At 70.7% G+C, this 18,612-nt stretch carries 18 protein-coding genes; 7 read left to right on the top strand and 11 right to left on the bottom strand.

Annotation, left to right across the window (positions count from 1 at the left end; translation table 11 throughout):
• Nucleotides 1–4: 4 nt before the first annotated feature.
• Nucleotides 5–649, bottom strand: coding sequence for a response regulator (locus ACZ6ZD_RS26135; protein ID WP_465676533.1), 645 nt, complete (start codon nucleotides 647–649; stop codon nucleotides 5–7).
• The gene (locus tag ACZ6ZD_RS26140; RefSeq protein WP_465676535.1) at nucleotides 646–1,590 is read right to left on the bottom strand and encodes a HAMP domain-containing sensor histidine kinase; all 945 of its coding nucleotides are present in this window, start codon (nucleotides 1,588–1,590) and stop codon (nucleotides 646–648) included. Before ACZ6ZD_RS26140 ends, ACZ6ZD_RS26135 begins: the two co-directional genes overlap by 4 nt.
• A 140-nt stretch (nucleotides 1,591–1,730) precedes the next feature.
• Between ACZ6ZD_RS26140 and ACZ6ZD_RS26145 the strand changes: the two genes are divergently transcribed.
• Nucleotides 1,731–2,276 (top strand): SPFH domain-containing protein, encoded by a 546-nt coding sequence (locus ACZ6ZD_RS26145; protein WP_465676537.1) that lies wholly within the window; start codon nucleotides 1,731–1,733, stop codon nucleotides 2,274–2,276.
• Here ACZ6ZD_RS26145 and ACZ6ZD_RS26150 read toward each other — a convergent pair.
• Together ACZ6ZD_RS26150 and ACZ6ZD_RS26155 are read right to left on the bottom strand one after the other, a co-directional pair.
• Nucleotides 2,264–3,550, bottom strand: coding sequence for an ArsB/NhaD family transporter (locus ACZ6ZD_RS26150; RefSeq protein ID WP_465676539.1), 1,287 nt, complete (start codon nucleotides 3,548–3,550; stop codon nucleotides 2,264–2,266). The two genes, ACZ6ZD_RS26145 and ACZ6ZD_RS26150, sit on opposite strands and share 13 nt — an antisense overlap.
• The gene (locus ACZ6ZD_RS26155; RefSeq protein ID WP_465676540.1) at nucleotides 3,547–4,041 is read right to left on the bottom strand and encodes a CBS domain-containing protein; all 495 of its coding nucleotides are present in this window, start codon (nucleotides 4,039–4,041) and stop codon (nucleotides 3,547–3,549) included. Before ACZ6ZD_RS26155 ends, ACZ6ZD_RS26150 begins: the two co-directional genes overlap by 4 nt.
• A gap of 241 nt (nucleotides 4,042–4,282) precedes the next feature.
• On the opposite strand from ACZ6ZD_RS26155, the gene ACZ6ZD_RS26160 reads away from it, so the two are divergent.
• On the top strand, nucleotides 4,283–5,962 hold the full coding sequence (locus tag ACZ6ZD_RS26160; RefSeq protein WP_465676541.1) for a DUF885 domain-containing protein: 1,680 nt from the start codon (nucleotides 4,283–4,285) through the stop codon (nucleotides 5,960–5,962).
• Here ACZ6ZD_RS26160 and ACZ6ZD_RS26165 read toward each other — a convergent pair.
• From ACZ6ZD_RS26165 to ACZ6ZD_RS26180, 4 genes are all read right to left on the bottom strand, one after another.
• The gene (locus ACZ6ZD_RS26165; RefSeq protein ID WP_465676542.1) at nucleotides 5,907–6,704 is read right to left on the bottom strand and encodes a UDP-3-O-acyl-N-acetylglucosamine deacetylase; all 798 of its coding nucleotides are present in this window, start codon (nucleotides 6,702–6,704) and stop codon (nucleotides 5,907–5,909) included. The genes ACZ6ZD_RS26160 and ACZ6ZD_RS26165 overlap by 56 nt on opposite strands.
• On the bottom strand, nucleotides 6,701–7,672 hold the full coding sequence (lpxD, locus tag ACZ6ZD_RS26170; protein WP_465676543.1) for a UDP-3-O-(3-hydroxymyristoyl)glucosamine N-acyltransferase: 972 nt from the start codon (nucleotides 7,670–7,672) through the stop codon (nucleotides 6,701–6,703). The genes ACZ6ZD_RS26165 and lpxD overlap by 4 nt, the downstream gene beginning before the upstream one ends.
• Nucleotides 7,672–8,382: an acyl-ACP--UDP-N-acetylglucosamine O-acyltransferase gene (locus ACZ6ZD_RS26175; protein WP_465676544.1), complete on the bottom strand. Its 711-nt coding sequence runs from the start codon at nucleotides 8,380–8,382 to the stop codon at nucleotides 7,672–7,674. The genes lpxD and ACZ6ZD_RS26175 overlap by 1 nt, the downstream gene beginning before the upstream one ends.
• 62 nt (nucleotides 8,383–8,444) lie before the next feature.
• Nucleotides 8,445–9,821, bottom strand: a complete 1,377-nt coding sequence (locus tag ACZ6ZD_RS26180) for a hypothetical protein (RefSeq protein ID WP_465676545.1) — start codon at nucleotides 9,819–9,821, stop codon at nucleotides 8,445–8,447.
• Between the two features lie 260 nt (nucleotides 9,822–10,081).
• Here ACZ6ZD_RS26180 and ACZ6ZD_RS26185 point away from each other — a divergent pair, with 260 nt between their 5' ends.
• Nucleotides 10,082–10,642, top strand: a complete 561-nt coding sequence (locus ACZ6ZD_RS26185; protein WP_465676546.1) for a hypothetical protein — start codon at nucleotides 10,082–10,084, stop codon at nucleotides 10,640–10,642.
• A gap of 10 nt (nucleotides 10,643–10,652) precedes the next feature.
• Here the strand turns inward: ACZ6ZD_RS26185 and ACZ6ZD_RS26190 are convergent, their stop codons facing one another.
• Entirely contained in the window at nucleotides 10,653–10,952 is a 300-nt protein-coding gene (locus tag ACZ6ZD_RS26190; protein WP_465676547.1) for a hypothetical protein, read from the bottom strand.
• Nucleotides 10,953–11,014: 62 nt separating this feature from the next.
• On the opposite strand from ACZ6ZD_RS26190, the gene ACZ6ZD_RS26195 reads away from it, so the two are divergent.
• Nucleotides 11,015–11,461, top strand: coding sequence for a MarR family winged helix-turn-helix transcriptional regulator (locus tag ACZ6ZD_RS26195; RefSeq protein WP_465676548.1), 447 nt, complete (start codon nucleotides 11,015–11,017; stop codon nucleotides 11,459–11,461).
• A 3-nt stretch (nucleotides 11,462–11,464) separates the two neighbouring features.
• Here ACZ6ZD_RS26195 and ACZ6ZD_RS26200 read toward each other — a convergent pair whose 3' ends face one another.
• Nucleotides 11,465–11,914 (bottom strand): Lrp/AsnC family transcriptional regulator, encoded by a 450-nt coding sequence (locus ACZ6ZD_RS26200; protein ID WP_465676549.1) that lies wholly within the window; start codon nucleotides 11,912–11,914, stop codon nucleotides 11,465–11,467.
• A 159-nt stretch (nucleotides 11,915–12,073) separates the two neighbouring features.
• On the opposite strand from ACZ6ZD_RS26200, the gene ACZ6ZD_RS26205 reads away from it, so the two are divergent.
• Together ACZ6ZD_RS26205 and ACZ6ZD_RS26210 are read left to right on the top strand one after the other, a co-directional pair.
• Complete coding sequence (locus ACZ6ZD_RS26205; RefSeq protein ID WP_465676550.1) at nucleotides 12,074–15,556, top strand: indolepyruvate ferredoxin oxidoreductase family protein; 3,483 nt, start codon at nucleotides 12,074–12,076, stop codon at nucleotides 15,554–15,556.
• 118 nt (nucleotides 15,557–15,674) lie between these two features.
• Nucleotides 15,675–16,949 carry a serine/threonine-protein kinase gene (locus tag ACZ6ZD_RS26210; RefSeq protein WP_465676551.1) on the top strand — a complete coding sequence of 425 codons (1,275 nt, stop codon included), beginning with the start codon at nucleotides 15,675–15,677 and terminating at the stop codon, nucleotides 16,947–16,949.
• Here the strand turns inward: ACZ6ZD_RS26210 and ACZ6ZD_RS26215 are convergent.
• Nucleotides 16,946–17,566 (bottom strand): methyltransferase domain-containing protein, encoded by a 621-nt coding sequence (locus ACZ6ZD_RS26215; protein ID WP_465676552.1) that lies wholly within the window; start codon nucleotides 17,564–17,566, stop codon nucleotides 16,946–16,948. The two genes, ACZ6ZD_RS26210 and ACZ6ZD_RS26215, sit on opposite strands and share 4 nt — an antisense overlap.
• Nucleotides 17,567–17,680: 114 nt before the next feature.
• On the opposite strand from ACZ6ZD_RS26215, the gene ACZ6ZD_RS26220 reads away from it, so the two are divergent.
• Entirely contained in the window at nucleotides 17,681–18,538 is an 858-nt protein-coding gene (locus ACZ6ZD_RS26220; RefSeq protein WP_465676553.1) for a helix-turn-helix transcriptional regulator, read from the top strand.
• Nucleotides 18,539–18,612: the final 74 nt, after the last annotated feature.

The following is an 18,612-nucleotide window of genomic DNA, read 5'->3' on the forward strand; positions in this document are numbered from 1 at the left end:
GCGATCAGGGCTCGATGAGGCCGGCTCGGATGGCGTAGCGGGTGAGTTCGGTGCGATCGCGCATGCCGAGTTTCTGGAGGATGTTGGCGCGGTGGCGCTCGACGGTCTTGATGCTGATGGTGAGGAGCTGGGCGATCTCCTTGGAGGCGTGGCCCTCGGCAATGAGTTTGACGACCTCGTCCTCGCGGTCGGTGAGGACCTGGCCGGGGACGCGGTCACCGCGGCGGACGCGGTCCAGGTAGTCGCGGACGAGGGTGCTCATGACGCCGGGGTAGAGGAAGGACTCGCCGCGGCCGGCGGCGCGGCAGGCGTCGACGAGGTCGCGGTCGGCGACGGACTTGAGGACGTAGCCGCAGGCGCCGGCCTTGAGCGCGGCGAAGAAGTACTGCTCGTTGTCGTACATGGACAGCATCAGGATCGGCGGCGGCTCGCGCCGGCGGGACAGCTCGCGCGCGACCTGGAGGCCGGTCATCCGCGGCATCGCGACGTCCAGGACGGCGAGGTCGATCTCGGTCTCGCGGACCGCGGCGAGCGCTTCGACGCCGTCGCCGGCTTCGGCGACGACCTGGAGGTCGGGCTCGTTGTCGAGGATGAGGCGGACGCCGCGGCGGACCAGCGCGTGGTCGTCGGCCAGCAGGATGCGGATCATCGGTCCGCCCCCGGGACTTCGAGGCGGACCGCCGTACCGCCCAGCTCGCTCGCGCCGACGGTCAGCTCGGCGCCGACCAGTAGCGCGCGCTCCCGCATCCCGCGGATACCGGTGTTCTCGGCGGCTCCCCGCAGCCCGCGGCCGTCGTCGTCCACGGTGAGCACGACGGCCGGGCCCTGACGGTGCAGCGCCAGGCGAACCGTGCGAGCGTCGGCATGCCGGGCGACGTTCGTCAGGGCCTCCTGGGCGACCCGGTAGACGACGAGGTCGCGCTCGGCGCCGAGGTCGGGCAGGCCGGGGGAGGTGGCGCGGCGAACCCGCAGACCATGCGCCGAGAACTCGGTCGCGAGCGCCGCGAGCGCGCTGTGCAGGCCAAGATCCTCCAGGACGCCGGGCCGCAGGCGGCGGGCCACGCTGCGCACCTCGTCCAGCGTCGCGCGAGCTGTCTCCTGGACGTCGTGCAGATCCGTCTGCGCCTCGGCCGGCACCCGGCCTGAGAGCTGCTTGAGCCCGAGCAGGACGGCGGTCAGCCCCTGCCCGATCTCGTCGTGCAACTCGCGGGCGATCCGTTGCCGCTCGGCCTCCTGAGCCGCCAGCGCCTTGGCGTTGCTGGTACTGCGCTCGGTCTCCAGCCGTTCGAGCATCGCGTTGAACCCGCGCAGCAACTGACCGACCGCGCCACTGCCGGCGACGGGCAGCCGCTGGCCGGGCCGTTGTAGATCGACGGTGTCCATCAGCCGGATCAGCCGATCGAGCGGCGCCAGGCTGGTCCGCAGCAGGATCGAGTTGAGCACGACGATGCCGATCAGCCCGAACACCAGCACGACCAGCTCCGAGACGAGCACGGTCGCCGACACCGTGATCGGGGCCAGCGCGAGGGCGACCGTCCCGACCACGAACACCAGTCCGTTGATCAGGCAGACCCGCCAGTACAAAGGCATTCCGCTTCCCGTGTGCACCACTCCAGACTCCATCAGCGGCTCCCGGGCTGTCCATCCGACCGGCCGGAAGTGGGTGGCGGCACGGATGTTGCGCGCGCCGCCGCGCCGCAAGACTGGAGGTAGAGCGAACAGGAGCGACCATGATGAATCTCGCAACGACCGTGTTCGACCCGCCCGGTGCGCATCCGTGGGCGGTACTGATGATCCTGCTGCTGCTCGGAGTCGTCGCGGCTGCTGAGCCGCGCGTCGCCGGGAAGGGCCGCCTGGCCGTCGTCCTGCGGGCCGGACAGCCGCGGCGGGTGGTGCGCTCGGGGCTGGTTCTCCGGCTGCCGCTGCTCGAGCGTTACCTGTGGTTGCCGACGGCACCGACCCGGCAGCAGTTCTTCGTGGCGGGCCGGACGGCGGACGGCGTCGACCTTCGGCTGGCCGGTGAGGTCGACGTCCAGGTCGTCGATCCGTGGCAGGCCGCGGCCGACTCCGTGGATCCGATCCAGCTGGCCGTCGACCAGGTCGAACGGACGCTCGGCGAGCTGATCGCCGCCAGCAGCGTCGCGGACTTCACCGGCGCCGCGCTGGACGTCGGCTGCGCGGCGCCCGGCGTCCTGATCGGGACGCCGCGGATCGACACCGCCGAGGTCGAGCTGACGCCCTGGGTCCTGCGGGCGGTCGCCGATCAGGTGAAGTAGCGCAGCCACACGTACCCCCAAGCCATCGCGATGCTGAACGCCGTGACGACGATGCCGTACCGAGTGAACTGCCAGAAGGTGATGTGGTGCCCGCTCCGGGTGGCGATGCCCAGGGCAACCACATTGGCGCTCGCGGCGACCGCCGTCCCGTTGCCGCCGAAGTCCGCGCCGAGCGCGAAGGCCCACCACAGCGCCTGGCCGGTCTTCGGGTCCGGCGCCTCCTGGACGACGCCCTCGACGACCGGCGTCATCGTGGCGACGTACGGGATGTTGTCGAAGAACGCGCCCAGGACGCCGGAGCCGAACAGCAGCGCGGTCGCCGCCAGCAGGTACCGGTCGCCGATCGCCGCCACGGCCCAGTCGCCGATGGTCGCGATCAGCCCGGTGTGGGTCAGACCGGAGACCATCACGAACAGCCCCATGAAGAAGACCAGCGTCGGCCACTCCACCTCACGCAGGACGTCGGACACCTCCACCCGCGCGACCAGCACCATCACCCCGGCGCCGATCAGTGCGACCAGCGCGGGCTCGATGTGCAGGACCGAGTGCAGCGAGAAGCCGGCGATCATCACCGCGAGCACCGCCAGGCAGCGGGCCAGCAGCCGCGGATCGCGGATCGCGCGCCGCTCCTGCAGCGCGAGGACGGCGGCCACGTTCTCGGGGTTGTAGCGCAGGCTCTTGCGGAACAGTACCCGCGACATCAGCACGAACACCGCGAAGACGACGATCACGATCGGCGCCATGTGCACCAGGAAGTCGTTGAAGGTCAGGCCGGCCCGGCTGCCGATGATGATGTTGGGCGGATCGCCGATCAGCGTCGCCGCGCCGCCGATGTTCGACGCCAGCACCTCGGCGATCAGGTACGGCTGCGGCGCGATCCGGAGCCGTTCGCAGACCACGATCGTCACCGGCGCGACGAGCATGATCGTGGTGACGTTGTCCAGGAACGGCGACGCGACGGCGGTCAGCGCCATCAGCAGCACCATCAGCCGGTACGGCCGGCCCTGCGACCGCTTCGCCGCCCAGATGCCGAGGTAGTCGAACAGCCCGGTCTGTTTGACGACGCCGATCACGATCATCATCCCGAGCAGCAGGAAGATGACGTTCCAGTCGATGCCCTCGTGTTCGGAGAAGAACACCTCGGTCCCCGGCGCGAGGCCGAGGACCAGCATCACGGCGGCGCCGATCAGGACGACCTTGACCTTGTTCGCCTTCTCGGTGGCGATGAAGAAGAACGCCACCATGAAGATGCCGAGCGCGACGAACTGCCTCACACGTCACCCGGCGGGTCGCCGAGGCCCGCGACCGCGAGGCTGGTCAGCAGCCGGTCGAGGGTGATCACGCCGGTCAGCGCCAGGTCGGCGTCCACGACCGCGACCAGCGGGCTGCGGGCGCGCGCCATCAGCGCGGCGACCTCGAGCAGCGTCGCGTCCGCGGTGACCACCAGCGGCCTGGCCACCGGGCGTGGCAGGCAGTCGCCGACCGTCATCCCGCCGAGCTGGCGCCAGAAGACGTCCGCCGACGGCTCGTCGACGGCGCGGACCAGCATCGGGTCCTCCTGGAACGCGACCGGGATGCTCAGTTTCAGCACCTGCGAGCCGGGCAGCACGGCCAGCGGCCGGCCGCCGTCATCGACGACGACCAGCCCCGGCATCCGTCCGACGGCCATCAGCTGCACGGCCCGGACGACCGGGTCGAACATCGTCACCGTCGGCAGCCCGGCCGCTATGTCCGCGGCGCGCAACGACCGACTCCGTCCAGCCACTCGAAGAACTCCGGCACCAGACACCTCGACCTCCTGACCACCTCCGCCGCAGCGGCTGACGTGCGGTCAAGTCTGGTCAGCCGCGGGGCGGCGAACCATGGAGTCCGGACCCCATTTCCGGCGGTCGTTTGATGCCAACGCTGGTTTGAATTCGACCGTCCCGAAAACCCTCCGAAAGGTGCGGGAAAACCTGCGCAGCAAGGCATTCCGGTCGGTCCGGTCGCGGTTGTACGGTCACTCGATGACACCAAGCAGCCCGATCGACGAGCTCTCCGAGCGCTTCCTCGCCGCCCATGCCGAGCTGTCGCCGGCCGCGGCCACGATCATGGGGATGCAGGGGTACGACGACCGCCTCCCGGACCGCTCGCCGGACGGGTTCGCGGCCCTGATCGACCTGCACCGGACGACGATCGCGGCGGCGAAGGCCGTCGAGGTGTCGTCGTTCCGGGAGGAGACCGCCAAGGACGCGCTGCTGGAGCGGATCGAGCTGACCGCCGAGCGGCTGGACGCCGGCGTCCCGCAGTACGAGCTGAACGGGATCTCCTGCGTCCCGGTCGAGCTGCGGCTGGTGTTCGACCTGATGCCGACCGCCACCGACGAGGACTGGGAGAACGTCGGCAACCGGCTCGGTCAGGTCGGCGCGACCCTGGACGGCTACCGCGAGACGCTGCGCCAGCAGGCCGCGGCCGGCCGGGTGTCGGCGGCCCGCCAGATCCAGGTGCTGGCCGACCGGATCGCCGAGTGGACCGGTGCCGAGGGCAACGACTACTTCCGCGGCCTGACCGCGAACGCGCCCGACTCACCGGTCAAGGCGCGGGTCGACGCGGCCGCGATCGAGGCGAGCAAGGCCTTCGGGCAGTTCGGCCAGTGGCTGACCACCGAGCTGCTGCCGCACGCGCCGAGCCGGGACGCCGTCGGCCGCGAGGTCTACCAGCTCGCCTCCCGCGACCACATCGGCGCCACCCTCGATCTCGACGAGGCGTACGCCTGGGGCTGGCAGGAGCTGGCCCGGATCGAGGGCGAGATGCAGACCATCGCCGCCGCGCTGAACGACGGCGATCGGAGCATCCCGGCGCTGGCCGCCATCCTGGACGCCGACCCGGCCCGCAAGATCCACGGCAAGGAGGCGTTCCGCGACTGGATGCAGGAGCTCGCGGACGGCGCCGTCCGCGAGCTGGGCGGGAAGCACTTCGACATCCCGGACGAGATCGCGCGGATCGAGTGCAAGATCGCGGCGACGTCCGAGGGCGTCATCTACTACACGCCGCCGAGCGAGGACCTGAAGACGCGGCCGGGCCAGATGTGGTGGGCCGTGCCGGCCGGGATCGAGGACTTCGCCACCTGGCGCGAGGTCACGACCGTCTACCACGAAGGCGTTCCCGGCCATCACCTCCAGGTCGGCCAGACGATGCTGCGCGCCGATCTGCTGAACCGCTGGCAGCGCGTCGGCTGCTGGGTCTCCGGGCACGGCGAGGGCTGGGGCCTGTACGCCGAGCGCCTGATGGAGGAGCTGGGTTACCTGGACGAGCCCGGCGTCCGCTTCGGGATGCTGGACGCGCAGGGCTTCCGCGCCGCGCGGGTCGTCGTCGACATCGGGATGCACCTGGAGCTGGAGATCCCGAAGGACAACCCGTTCGGCTGGCGGCCGGGGGAGCGCTGGAACGCTGACCTCGGCTTCGAGTTCCTGCGCGCGCACTCACGGCTGGAGACCGCGTTCCTGAAGGCCGAGCTGAACCGCTACCTCGGCTGGCCGGGCCAGGCGCCGTCGTACAAGATCGGCGAGCGGATCTGGCTGCAGGCACGCGCCGAGGCCGAGCAGCGCAAGGGCGCGGACTTCGATCTGCGCAGCTTCCACCGCGACGCGCTCAACCTCGGCTCGCTCGGCCTCGATCCGCTGCGCCGCGCGCTGGCCAGGGTCTGAGCAGCGCGGCCATCCGGGTGGCGACCCGGTGCCCGGTCCGGTACGCCGTCACGTCGAGGCGCCGGGCCGAGACGCCGGACAGGGCCAGATCGCCGATCAGGTCCAGGAGCTTGTGCCGGGCCGGCTCGTCCGGATAGCGCGGCTCGTTGCCGTAGGCACCGGTCTCGGAGTCGATCAGGACGACGGAGCCGAGGTCGAGGCCCTGACCGAGCCCGCGGGCGCGCAGGGCGGCGACCTCGTGGGTGAGCGCGATCGTCCGGGCGCGGGCGACCTCGGCGACGTAGTCGGTGGGGAGCGTGCAGGCGAAGGTCTGGGTGTCGAAGGTGTACGACCACCGGCCGCTGCCCGGCCGCACCTGGATCCACGCATCGCCGTCCTGGAGGAACAGCTCGCGGGGGACGGCGATCTCGGCCGGCTCCAGCGGCTGCCGATTCGTCAAGCAGGTAACGAAATCGGCGGCGCTGCCGTCGAGTGCCGGAAGCTCCGGCGCGGACAGCTCGATCTCCGCGTCGGTGATTTCCAGACCGGCCAGCGCGCTCATCAGATGCTCGACGGTGGCGATCCCGCCGAGGGCGGTGCTGCGGTCGGTGCTGGTGACGGCGTCCGGTGTCGCCTGGACACGCGTGCCGTCGTACCGGAATGCGATGCCGTCGTCGCCGGGGTGGATGACGACCCGCACGGGCCGTCCGGTGTGCAGTCCGTGGCCGTCGATGCGGACGGCGTCCGACAGCGTCTGTCTCATGCGTCGCGCACCAGCCGCGGGAGGCGGGCCGCGATCCGGAGTCCCTCGGCGAGCGGACGGGCCGGCGTCCCGTAGTACACCTGGGCCTCGGGCAGGTCGCGGACCGTTGCGGTGTTCGCGGCCAGGGTCGCGCCGTCGGCGATCCGGACGTGGTCACCGACGCCGCTCTGACCGCCCATCGTCACCCGCTCGCCCAGGACGGCGCTGCCGCCGACCGCGGACTGCCCGCAGATGACGCTGTGCGCGCCGATCCGGGCGTTGTGCCCGATCTGCACCTGGTTGTCGAGCTTTACGCCGTCCCCGACCACGGTCGCCCCGGCGGTAGCCCGGTCCACGGCGCTGCCCGCGCCGATCTCCACGTCGTCCCCGATGACCACGCCACCGACCTGCTCGACCTTGCGCTGCACCTGACCATCCCACCGGAACCCGAAGCCGTCGGCGCCCAGCACAGCCTGCGCGTGCACCACACAGCGCGCCCCCACCTGGACGTCCTGGTAGAGCACAACCTGCGGATGGACGACGGTGTCGGCGCCGATCACGCAGTCCGGGCCGATGTAGCCATGGGCAAGAATCTGCACCCCGGCGCCGATCCGCGCACCACGCTCGATCACGACGAACGGCCCGACCGACGCCGTGCCGTGGACGTCGGCGCCCGGATCGACGACCGCGGTCGGATGGACGCCCGCCCGCGTAGGCAGCGGGCGGCGGCACATCGCGAGCAGCGCTTCGAACGCGGCGCGCGGATCCGCGGCCACCAGATGCGGCCGATCGATCGTCGTCCCGGCCGGAACGATCACCGCACCCGCGCCGTGCGCCGCGACGACGCGCAAGTACTTGGCGTCCCCGGCGAAGGTGATGCCCTCGGGGTCGTCCGAATCAGCTGGAACCGGTCGGCGGACGACGTACTCCGGCGAACGACCCACCGACACCTGAAGCAACTCGGCCAACTCGCCCAGCGACCACTCCATCACGCCGCCCGTTGCCGGGCAAACGGCGCGATCCCGCGCGCCGAGTCGGCCTGCAGGAACCCCGCCAACTCCCGCACCAGCACATGCTCCCCACTGACCTCGCCCCCAGCTCGCAACTGCCCGAACGCCATCCGCAGCACCTGGACGTCCTCGTCCGTCACTCCCGACCGCCGCAACCCGACCACGTTCAACGCCCGATGCGTAGCCGGATTCCCATCGACCGAACTGAACGGCAACACATCCCGCGTCACCTTCGCCAGAGCCCCGACCATTGCCCGAGCCCCGATCCGCACCCGCTGATGCACCGCGGTCATCCCACCCACCACAGCCCCATCACCCACACTCACATGCCCCCCGAGCGCCGCCTGCTGCGTGATCACCACCCCATCACCCACCTGACAGTCGTGCCCCACATGCGTCTGCCCCATGATCAAACACCCCGCCCCGATCCGCGTCGGCCGCTCCACATCCGTCGACCGATGCACGATCGCCCCCTCCCGGATCGCCGTCCCCGCCCCCACCTCCACAAACGTCCCCCCACCCCGAAACCCCAAATCCTGCGGCGCACCCCCCACCACCGCATGCGCATCCACCCAAACCCCAGCCCCCAACCGCACCCCGTCATGCACCACCGCGTACGCCCCGATCACCACATTCGCAGCCAACTCGGCCGCCGCGCCCACCACCGCCGTCGGATGTATCTGTGCCATCCCGCGATGCTGCCACGCCCAGGGGGTCGTTATCTCACGATCGTACTAAAAAATCGCGCCAACTAGTCGTCGCAGATGCGGGGGCCCTCGGCGATCCACCAGCTCGCGGTGCCCGCAAGAACTGGATCGGCGGCGCGCTGCCAGCGGTCCAGAACGGAGCTGGCGGCCATTCCGGCGGCATAGCAGATTCGCTCACTGTGGATGGGCTGCGCGGCCAGGGCTTGTTGCAACGCGAGCGGATCCGGTTCGCGGCCGGCCTGTGCGCGCAGTACCAGATCGACGATGTTCCGTGCCGTCGGCGGCGCGTGCCCGCTGTTCATGCCGACCAGGCGCCACCAGGCGCGTTCGCGAAGCTGCGGTTCCGCGGTGCGCGCGGCGGTGTCGGCCAAAGCCGCGCTGATCTCGTCGGCGTACGGCGCGTTGGTCAGCATCATCCCGCTGGTGACCGCCGTGGTCTCCGCCGATCCGAACAGCGCATCGAACATCAGCCGCGCCAGCAGATCCTCGTCGGGAAGCCCGAGCCTCGCCGACAACGCCTGTGCGTGGAGCTGACATTGCGACCAGTGGGTGTTGACGCGGGTCTCGCTGAGTTGCGGTAGCTCGGTCCGGGGATGGGGCGGTTGGTCCAGATATCGCCGGATACCCGCTGCGTGCACGGGCGGGAGAAGATGGAACAGCTGCGACAGCGAGCTCCGTGAGGACAGCGGCGCCGCGTTGTAGGCGTCGACGAACGGCTCGGTCAGCTCGAACCACAGATCGGGGTCGAAACCGCGCAGGCTGGACATGTTCTCGATCGCGAGAACGCCGGCATGGACGACGTTGCGTCGCTGGTCGCCGAGTCGTGCCACGGCCCAGGCCCACCCCTGCGCGTCGGCCTTCTCGGCCACTGCGCTGGCCAGGTCGGAGATGGCCTGGACGTGCGGATGAGCGATCGCCCGGCTCGCTGCCTCGAGGACGACGGCGCCCTGCGGTCCGGACCGCAACTGGGACAGTGCCTCGTAGCGCAGGGGATACCCGGTTCCCACGCTCCGACCGAGCTCGCTGATCAATCGCTGCGTGCGCCCGAGCAGTTCGCGGCTGGCGACGGGCACGTCATGGATGAGGTGCGCCCACTGCCACCAATCGCTGCCGGTGACGGGCTCGGTGTCGACCGCGTCCAAGATCGCGAGGCGTTGAGCCGGATCGGCCGGGCTGGGTAGCGGATCGAGCTCGGGTGGACTGGCCGCGAAACTGCGGTACAGGATGTCGATGGGGGCTGCCATCAAGCCAGGTGGGAGCTGTAGAGCCAGTTCGTACCAGCTGGTGAGCCGGGCGGATCGACGCCGTCCGCCCTCGATTTCCGCCAATCGGCGAGAGCTCGTCACCGCGTCGAGTTGCCGGAGGCGATCGACGAGCTGAGCGCGGCTCAGCCCGGCCGCCGTCCGGTGCGCCCGAAGCATCCAGGCTGCTCGCACCCGCGTATCGACGGAGCGGGCATTGAGCGGCGTTCGATCGCGCAGAGCAGCTGGTCTGCTCCCGCTCCGGCTGCGATCGGCCATCACTCAATCATCGGCCAGGTGTCGCTGACATACCACAGGAACCGCGTCCGTGGGGCCGAGATGCCGAAGTGACAGCGGCCGGCAGGTGAATCCTGGCCGGCTGCGTTCAGGCACATTCTGAGATCGTTGACATCAGCCGACGCTCCTTCCGGAGGTGGCTCATGCAGAACGTGAACTGGGTCGAGGTGTTCGCGGGCTTCCTGCTCGGCCTCACCCCGCTGTTCGGCCGTCCGCTCTGGCTGTTCATCCGCTTCAGGCGCCAACCCGGCCGCCACAAGTACCTCGGCACCTGGTACGCCTACCACCGGAGTACGACGGGCTCCGGTGAGATCCGGATGCGTAAGCTCGAGGTCACGTACTCGCTGTTCACCGGGCGGCTGAACGTCCGAACCGTCCGGGCTCCAGGCTCGGATACGATGAGCCGGTTGTACTACGAAGGCCAGCTGTCCGACCGCGCCGGAATGGTCCGCTATGTGACCTTGAAGAATCCGGACTCACACGAACGTCTGACCTGGTATCTGTTCGACCAGTTCCTGGATCCGCTCGATCGCACCGTCGGCGTCTACGTCGCCCTCGACCTTCGCGGCCTTCCGTCGGCCGGCGCGATGATGATCAGCCGTACCGAGCTGTCAGCCGCGGACTGCGCCCGGCTCAGCCGCCACGTCGTCAGGGTCGCCGCCATGCTCGACACCGGCGCGCTGCCTCCCAGCGCGCTGGTCTGAACGCCGTAGGTCAAAAGATGAAGAAGCCGGTTGCGATGGTGGGGGAGATGCCGGCCAGGAGCCAGGGGGAGAGGGGGGTGCGGCGGAAGATGGCGAGGATGCCGGCGACGGTGAGTAGGCCGATGACGCCGGACATGAGCCAGAGGCCTACGCCGCGGCCGAAGTCGTCGGCGGCGATGCCGATGCTGTAGACGGCGAGGGTGACGGCGGGGACGCTGCCGACGTGGAAGAGGATGGCGGAGGCGACCCAGCGCTGGACGGTTTCGACGTTCATCGGGCGGGGCTGTCGCCGGCGGCGTACCTGCTCCATCGTGGCTCCTCGTTACTTAGTGGACTAATTGTTAGTCTACAGAAGATTGGTACACTCACCACATGGCGGACATCACTCCGGGCCCGAACCCGTTGGCGCTCGAGCATCAGGTCTGTTTTGCGCTCGCGGTGGCCGCGCGGACGGTGATTGCGCTGTATCGGCCGGTGCTGGAGCCGATGGGGCTGACGCATCCTCAGTATCTGGTGATGCTGGCGCTCTGGGAGCAGGAGCCGGTTTCGGTGAAGGAGCTCTCTGGCCTGCTGCAGCTCGAGCCGGCCACGTTGTCGCCGTTGCTGAAACGCCTCGAGGCCGCGGGGTTGCTGGAGCGCAATCGCTCCACGGCCGATGAGCGCTCGCTGGCCGTCGCGCTCACTCCGGAGGGGCGCAGGTTGCGCGAGCAGGCGCTTGAGGTGCCGCCGGCGATCGTCGAGCGGTTGGGGATGGACGTCGGTGAGCTGATGGATATCCAGGCCCGGCTGACCAAGGTGATCGCTGCGGCGACGCGCTGAGGGTCAGCCGCGGCGGGTCCATTGTTCTAGGACGACGAGGGTCTTGGTGCTCGCGATGGCTTCGGCGGAGCGGAGGGAGCTGACGACGCGGCGGAGGTCTTCGACGCCTTCGACCTGGATGCGGACCAGGGCGTCGGGGTCGCCGGCCAGGGTCAGGACCTCTTTGACCTCGGGGATCTGGGCGACGAACTCCATGATCTGCGCGAGGTCGAGATCGTCGGCGAAGTGCAGCTCGGTCATCGCCTCGATACCGGTGGCGATCCGGCCGTGGTTGATCTGAACCGTGTAGCGCTCGATCACGCCGAGCTTCTCCAGCCGGGCGATCCGGCGCTGGACGGGGGCGACGGTGAGGCCGACCGCGGTCGCGATCTCGCGCAGCGGCCGGCGCGCGTTCTCCTGCAGCAGGCCGAGGATCTCGCGGTCGGTGGCGTCAAGAGTCGCAGGTTCGGGCACGCAACAGACTCTACCCGGAGCAGGAGGTTTGTTGCGCTCACAGCGGTCAGGCCGTCGTAGGGGTTGCGGATCGTCGCCAAACTCGGCGGCGACTCTTGTGATCCGGCCCACCCAGACCGCAGGCTCGTCGGAACTGCCGCGCGGACCCCTGGAGAGCCGATGACCGCCATCGCCCCCGCCGAGATCACCGTCGAGCGGCTGACCCCGCCGCCGTACGACCTCGACGACCGCTTCCGTCCGTCCGGGCCCTCGACGCTGCTGACCGGCGTCCAGGCGATCGCGCGGCTGCTCGTCGAGCATCGCGCGCTGGACCGGCGCCGCGGCCTGCGGACGGCGACCTTCGTGTCCGGTTACCAGGGCAGCCCGCTCGGCGGCCTCGACAAGCTGCTCGCCGACCTGCAGTCCGTGATGACCGAGAACGACGTCCGGTTCGTCCCCGGTCTCAACGAGGAGCTGGCCGCGACCTCAGTCTGGGGCAGCCAGATCGAGCTGCCGCGCGGTAGCGGCACGCACGACGGCGTCACCGGCTTCTGGTACGGCAAGGGCCCCGGCGTGGACCGCGCGACCGATGCGCTGCGGCACGCCAACATGTACGGCGTCAATCCGCGCGGCGGCGCCGTGCTGCTGGTCGGCGACGACCCGGCGTCCAAGTCGTCGACCGTGCCGGCGGTGAGCGAGCGGTCGCTGGCCGCGCTGGGAATCCCGGTCCTGTTCCCGCGGAACGCGGCCGAGATCGTCACGCTCGGCCTGCACGCGATCGAGATGTCCCGGACGACGGGTTGCGTCGTCGCGCTCAAGATCGTCGCGGATGTCGCCGACGGCGCCTGGGCGGTCGGCCCAGAGAGCGTTCTCCCGGTCGTTCCCACGATCGAGTGGAACGGCAAGCCGTACACCTACGCCCAGCGCCCGATGGTCCTGCGCCCGGATGCGATCGTCGGCGCCGAGGCCGATCTGGTCGGCCCGCGCACGGAGCTCGTCCGCGCGTACGCCGTTGCCAACGGGCTCGACGTGACCGATGTCGACCCGGCCCACGCGACCGTCGGCTTCGTCGCCTCGGGGAGCTGCTACGACTCGATGCGGCAGGCGATGACGGATCTCGGCGTCACCGAGGAAGCGCTCTCTCAGGCCGGGATCCGGGTACTCCGGCTCGGCCTGATGAGCCCGGTCGCCGCCGGCAGTATCGAGAAGTTCGCCGCCGGCCTGGACCGGATCGTCGTCGTCGAGGACAAGACGTCGTTCGTCGAGACCCAGATCCGCGACCTCCTCTACGGGACGCCGAACGCCCCGCAGATCCTCGGCAAACGGGACGCCGCCGGCCGCGCGCTGATCCCCGCCGACGGCGAGCTGACGTCGGGCCGCCTGCTCGCCCCGCTGCGGCACCTGCTGACCGGCCTGGTTGCGATCACACCGCCGGCCGCCAAGCGCACCCCGCTGCCGATGCTCTCGACGAGCCGCTCGGCGTACTTCTGCAGTGGCTGCCCGCACAACCGGTCGACCGCGTTGCCTGAGGGTTCGATGGGCGGCGGCGGCATCGGCTGCCACGCGATGGTCACCATCTCCGACCGCGACGACAGTGCTGTCACCGGCGTCACCCAGATGGGCGGCGAGGGCGCGCAGTGGATCGGTCAGGCCTGGTTCACCGACGCCGGGCACATCTTCCAGAACGTCGGCGACGGCACGTTCTTCCACTCCGGCCAGCTCGCCGTCCAGGCCTGTATCGCCGCCGGGGTGAACATCACCTACAAGGTGCTCTACAACGACGTCGTCGCGATGACCGGCGCCCAGGACGCCGAGGGCGCGCTGACCGTCCCGCAGCTGACCCGCAAGCTGCACACCGAAGGCGTCCGGAAGATCGTCGTCTGCGCGGACGAGCCGGGCCGGCACCGCCGTCGCGACCTCGCCCCCGGCACCCTGCTGTGGGACCGCGACCGCCTCGACGAGGCCCAGCGGATGCTGCGCGACGTCCCCGGCGTCACGGTCCTGATCTACGACCAGCACTGCGCCGCGGACGCGCGCCGGCAGCGTAAGCGCGGCACCCTGCCCGCCCGCACACAGCGCGTCGTGATCAACGAGGCCGTCTGCGAGGGCTGCGGCGACTGCGGCGTGAAGAGCAACTGCCTGTCCGTGCAGCCGGTCGAGACCGAGTACGGGCGCAAGACTCGCATCGAGCAGACGTCGTGCAACACCGACTACAGCTGCCTGGACGGCGATTGCCCGTCGTTCGTCACCGTCGAGACCGCGCCGGGCGGGAAGGCGAAACCCAAGGCCCGGAAGGGTTTCCCGACCCCGCCGCCGGTTGCGCCGAGCAGTGCCGAGGACCGCGTCGTTGGCACCCAGAACGTCTTCATGGCCGGAATCGGCGGCACCGGCATCGTCACGGTCAACCAGGTGCTCGCGACGGCCGCGCTGCGGGCCGGGTACGCCGCCGAGTCGCTCGACCAGACCGGCTTGAGCCAGAAGGCCGGCCCGGTCACCGGGCACCTGCGGTTCGCCGAGGGCACGCTGGAGCCGGCCAACCGGCTCACGCCCGGTGCGGCCGACTGCCTGCTCGGCTTCGACCTGCTGACGCTCGCCGAGGACCGGAACCTTGCCTACGGCAACAGTGCCGCGACCCGCGTCGTGGTCTCGACCAGCCGGACGGCGACCGGTGCGATGGTCTACGACCCGGCCGTCCAGCACCCGGACGAGGCGGGCCTGCTGGCCCGCGTCCGGACCGCCGGCGCCGACGTCTTCGACTTCGACGCGCTCGAGGCCGCGGACCGGCTCTTCGGCAACACGATCGCCGCGAACTTCCTCCTGGTCGGCGCCGCCTACCAGACCGGCGCGCTCCGGCTGCCCGCCGCGGCCATCGAGGAGGCGATCACGATCAACGGGACGGCGGTCGCCGCGAATATCGGCGCCTTCCGCTGGGGCCGCGTCGCCGTCACCGACCCCGCAGCCTTCCGCGCCGCCGGTGCGACGTCCGCTCGGCCGGTCGTCCGCGAAGTCCCGGCCTCGGTCGCGGCCGCCGGTCTCGACGGCGAGCTGCTGCGCTTGGTGAGCCGCCGCGCGACGGATCTGGTCGGCTTCCAGAGCGTCAAACTCGCCGACGCGTACGTCGACGCGATCGCCAAGGTCGCCGCCGCCGAGCGGGCCGTCACGACGGAGACCCGCTTCAGCGAGGCCGTCGCCCGGAACCTCTTCAAGCTCACCGCCTACAAGGACGAGTACGAGGTCGCCCGGCTGCTCACCGACCCGGAGTTCCTCGCCTCGACGGGGGAGTCCTTCCCGGACGGCGTCATCTCGTTCAAGCTGCACCCGCCGGTGCTCCGCGCGATGGGCCGGGAGAAGAAGATCTCCTTCGGGCCGAAGTCGCACGGCGCGCTCCGCATCCTGGCCCGCCTGAAGCCGCTACGCGGCACCCGCGCGGACCTCTTCGGCTACGCCCACCTCCGTAAGGTGGAGCGTGCGCTGCGCGACCACTACCGCGCGCTGGTCGGCACCTTGGCTGCCGAGCTGACCGCGGCGTCGTACGAGCGCGCCGTCCAGCTCGCGGAGCTGCCGGACCTGGTTCGCGGCTACGAGACCGTCAAACTGCGCAACATCGAGCGGTACGCAGCGGCCCTGCGCGAGCTGGGGGTCGAGCCGCCCGCTGCCGGTTGAGACAACTTATCCGTCCACTGATGCATCTTTGTCAGTAGAAGTTGCACAGATCGAGTAGTTTCGTCGTTGGCGCCCGGACGAGCGGGTAGCCGCGTGGACGGGTGGGTACGGGGAACGGATGTTGATCGCAGGGCGGTACCGGCTGGGCGAGTCGCTCGGCCGTGGCGGAATGGGAGAGGTGCACCGGGCCACTGACGAGGCCCTGGGCCGGGTGGTCGCGGTGAAGACGATGCTGCGCTCCGGGACCGACGCTTCGGCGGCCGAGCGGTTCCGCCGGGAGGCGCAGGCGGCCGCGCGGCTGAGCGATCCGCACATCGTGGCGGTCTACGACTTCGGCCAGCACGACGACGCCTGGTATCTGGTGATGGAGCTGGTGGAGGGCCGCTCGGTCGCCGCCGAGCTGGCGGACGGCGGCCCGATGCCCTGGGAGCGCGCGATCCGGATCGTCCGGCAGGCCGCGTTCGGGCTTGCGGCCGCGCACGCGCAGGACGTCGTCCATCGCGACATCAAGCCGAGCAACCTACTGACCGCCGCCGACGGGCGGATCAAGGTCGCGGACTTCGGGATCGCGCAGGTCCCGGGCGCGGAGACGCACGAGCTGACAGTCACCGGCCAGGTGCTGGGCAGTCCGTACTACCTGTCGCCGGAGCGGGCGCAGGGCCGGCCGGCTGGTCCGGCGGCCGACGTCTACGCGCTGGGCTGCGTTCTCTACGAGCTGGTCACCGGGCGGCCGCCGTTCACCGGCGAGCACCCCACCGCCGTCCTCTATCAGCACGTGGACGCCGAGCCGGTGCCGCCGAGCGAGCTGCGCAACGAGCCGGTCTCGCCGCTGGAGAGCGTGCTGATGCAGATGCTCGCCAAGGACCCGGAGGCGCGCCCGACTGCCGAGCAGCTGGCCACCGGCCGCTGGGCGTCCGCGGTGACGACGCCGGTTGCCAGCCAGCCGACCGAGCCGCTGACCCCGGCGCCGGTCGTCGCGCCGAAGAAGAAGCAGCCGCGGGCGAGTACGACGTGGTTGATCGCAGCCGCCAGCGTGCTGCTGATCGCGGCCGCCGCGACGGCCGCCGTCCTGCTGCCGAAGAACGACGACGTCCCGCCGACGGTCGACATCGGCCCGCGGCCGAGCTCCAACGTCAGTACGCCGATCGTTCCGGAGCCGACGGAGACGTCGCAGCCCACGCAGCCGACCGAGGGACCGACGCCCACCCCGACGCCGACGCCCACCCCCACGCCGACTCCTACCCCGACGCCCACGCCGACTCCGACCCCCACACCGACTCCGACGCCGACCCCGTCCCGGACGCCGTCCGCGAGCCCGACGCCGACTCCCACGCCGACGCCGACCCCGACACCCTCGGACACCCCGACGCCGACCGAGACGCCGACGCCCTAGGACAGCCGGCGCGCCTTCACGGTGCCATCTTGGTAATGCAGCTCCTTGCCGTCGATCACCTTGACGCTGTCGTGCGCGGCCTGGGTCAGGATCTCCCACCGGCCGTCGTCGAGGCCGACGTCCGCGACGACCTCGGCCGGCGTCGGGAAATGCACCTCGGCGTGGTCGTGCTGCCGCGACTTGTCCGGGAACCCCAGATGGCCCTCGATCAGCAGGATGCCGCCGACCGCCACCGCGGCGGCCGCCGCGCGCAGGATCTCCACCCGCGGCAGCTCGATCGTCGAGTGCAGGAACTGCGCCGAGACCAGGTCGAACGTGCCCGCCGGGAACGTCTTGCCGAGCTCGTGGTGCTGCCACTCGATCCGATCGGCAACCCCGGCCTCGCGCGCGTGCTCGGCGGCCCGCCCGAGTGCGATCGGCGACACGTCGGCCGCCGTCACCTGCCAGCCCTGCTGCGCCAGCCAGATCGCGTCCCCGCCCTCGCCGCTGCCCAGATCGAGCGCCCGGCCGGGGGCCGTCCCGGCCAGCTCGGCCACCAGCGCCGCGTTCGGCTTCCCGCTCCAGATCCGGGTGCTCTCGGCGTACCGCTCGTCCCAGTGTGCTTCTGCTGTCGTCATGTTCCCAGCGTCGGCGTTCGCACCGGGTTTGACAAACTCTGTTGCCGAATTGGCAAGATTCCGTGGGACTGACAGACCTAGTGAGCTGAGCCGCGGAGTCTGCACACTGGGGACATGGCTCATCCGTACGCTCGCGAACTCGGTGACTTCCTGCGCGCCCGCCGCAGCCGGCTGCGGCCGCAGGACGTCGGTCTGGAGCCCGGCGGCCGGCGGAAGGTGACCGGGCTGCGCCGCGAGGAGCTGGCGCTGCTGGCCGGGCTGAGCACCGACTACTACCAGCGGATGGAGCAGGGCCGCGACGTCCGCCCGTCCGACGAGGTCCTCGGTGCGATCGCCGAAGCGCTCGGTCTGGACGCCGAGGAGCGCCGGCATCTCTTCACGCTCGCGTACGCCGCGCGCCGCCCGGCGTCCGCCCCGGTCGAGCGGGCGCCGGAGTGGGTGCCGGACAGCACCCGGCGGCTGCTACCGGCGATGGACGTCCCGGTCGTCGTCCTCGGGCGGCACCTCGACGTCCTGGACTGGAACCCGATGGCCGAGGCGCTGCTCGGCGATCTCGACGCCTTCGCACCCGAACGGCTCAACCTCCTGCTGCTGATGTTCGACGAGCAACAGGCGAGTGAGTGGCGCTGCCCGGACTGGGAGAACCAAGCGCTGCAATACATCGGCATGATGCGCAGCGCGGTCGCCGCCGACCCGACCCATCCGCGCGCCACCGCGCTCGTCGGCGAGCTCTCGATCCAGAGCGCCGACTTCCGTCGCCTCTGGGCGCTGCACGACGTCGCCACCGCCACCAGTGGCACCCGAACCTTCCGGACCGCCGAGGTCGGCGAGATCACCCTCGACTGGGACACCTACCCGCTGCCCGGCAACCCCGGCCCCGTCATGCTCGTCTTCACCGCCGAACCCGACAGCCCGGACGCCGACCGTCTCCGCCTGCTCGCCTCGTTACACGCCACTCGGACAGCCAACTGACCAGGCTGGATTGCACGTTCTTGCCAGCGGCTCGGTTCTGTCGGTGGTTTGCGGCAGAGTTGCGGCGTCTGCTT

It is taken from the genome of Kribbella sp. NPDC104218, from assembly GCF_055584105.1.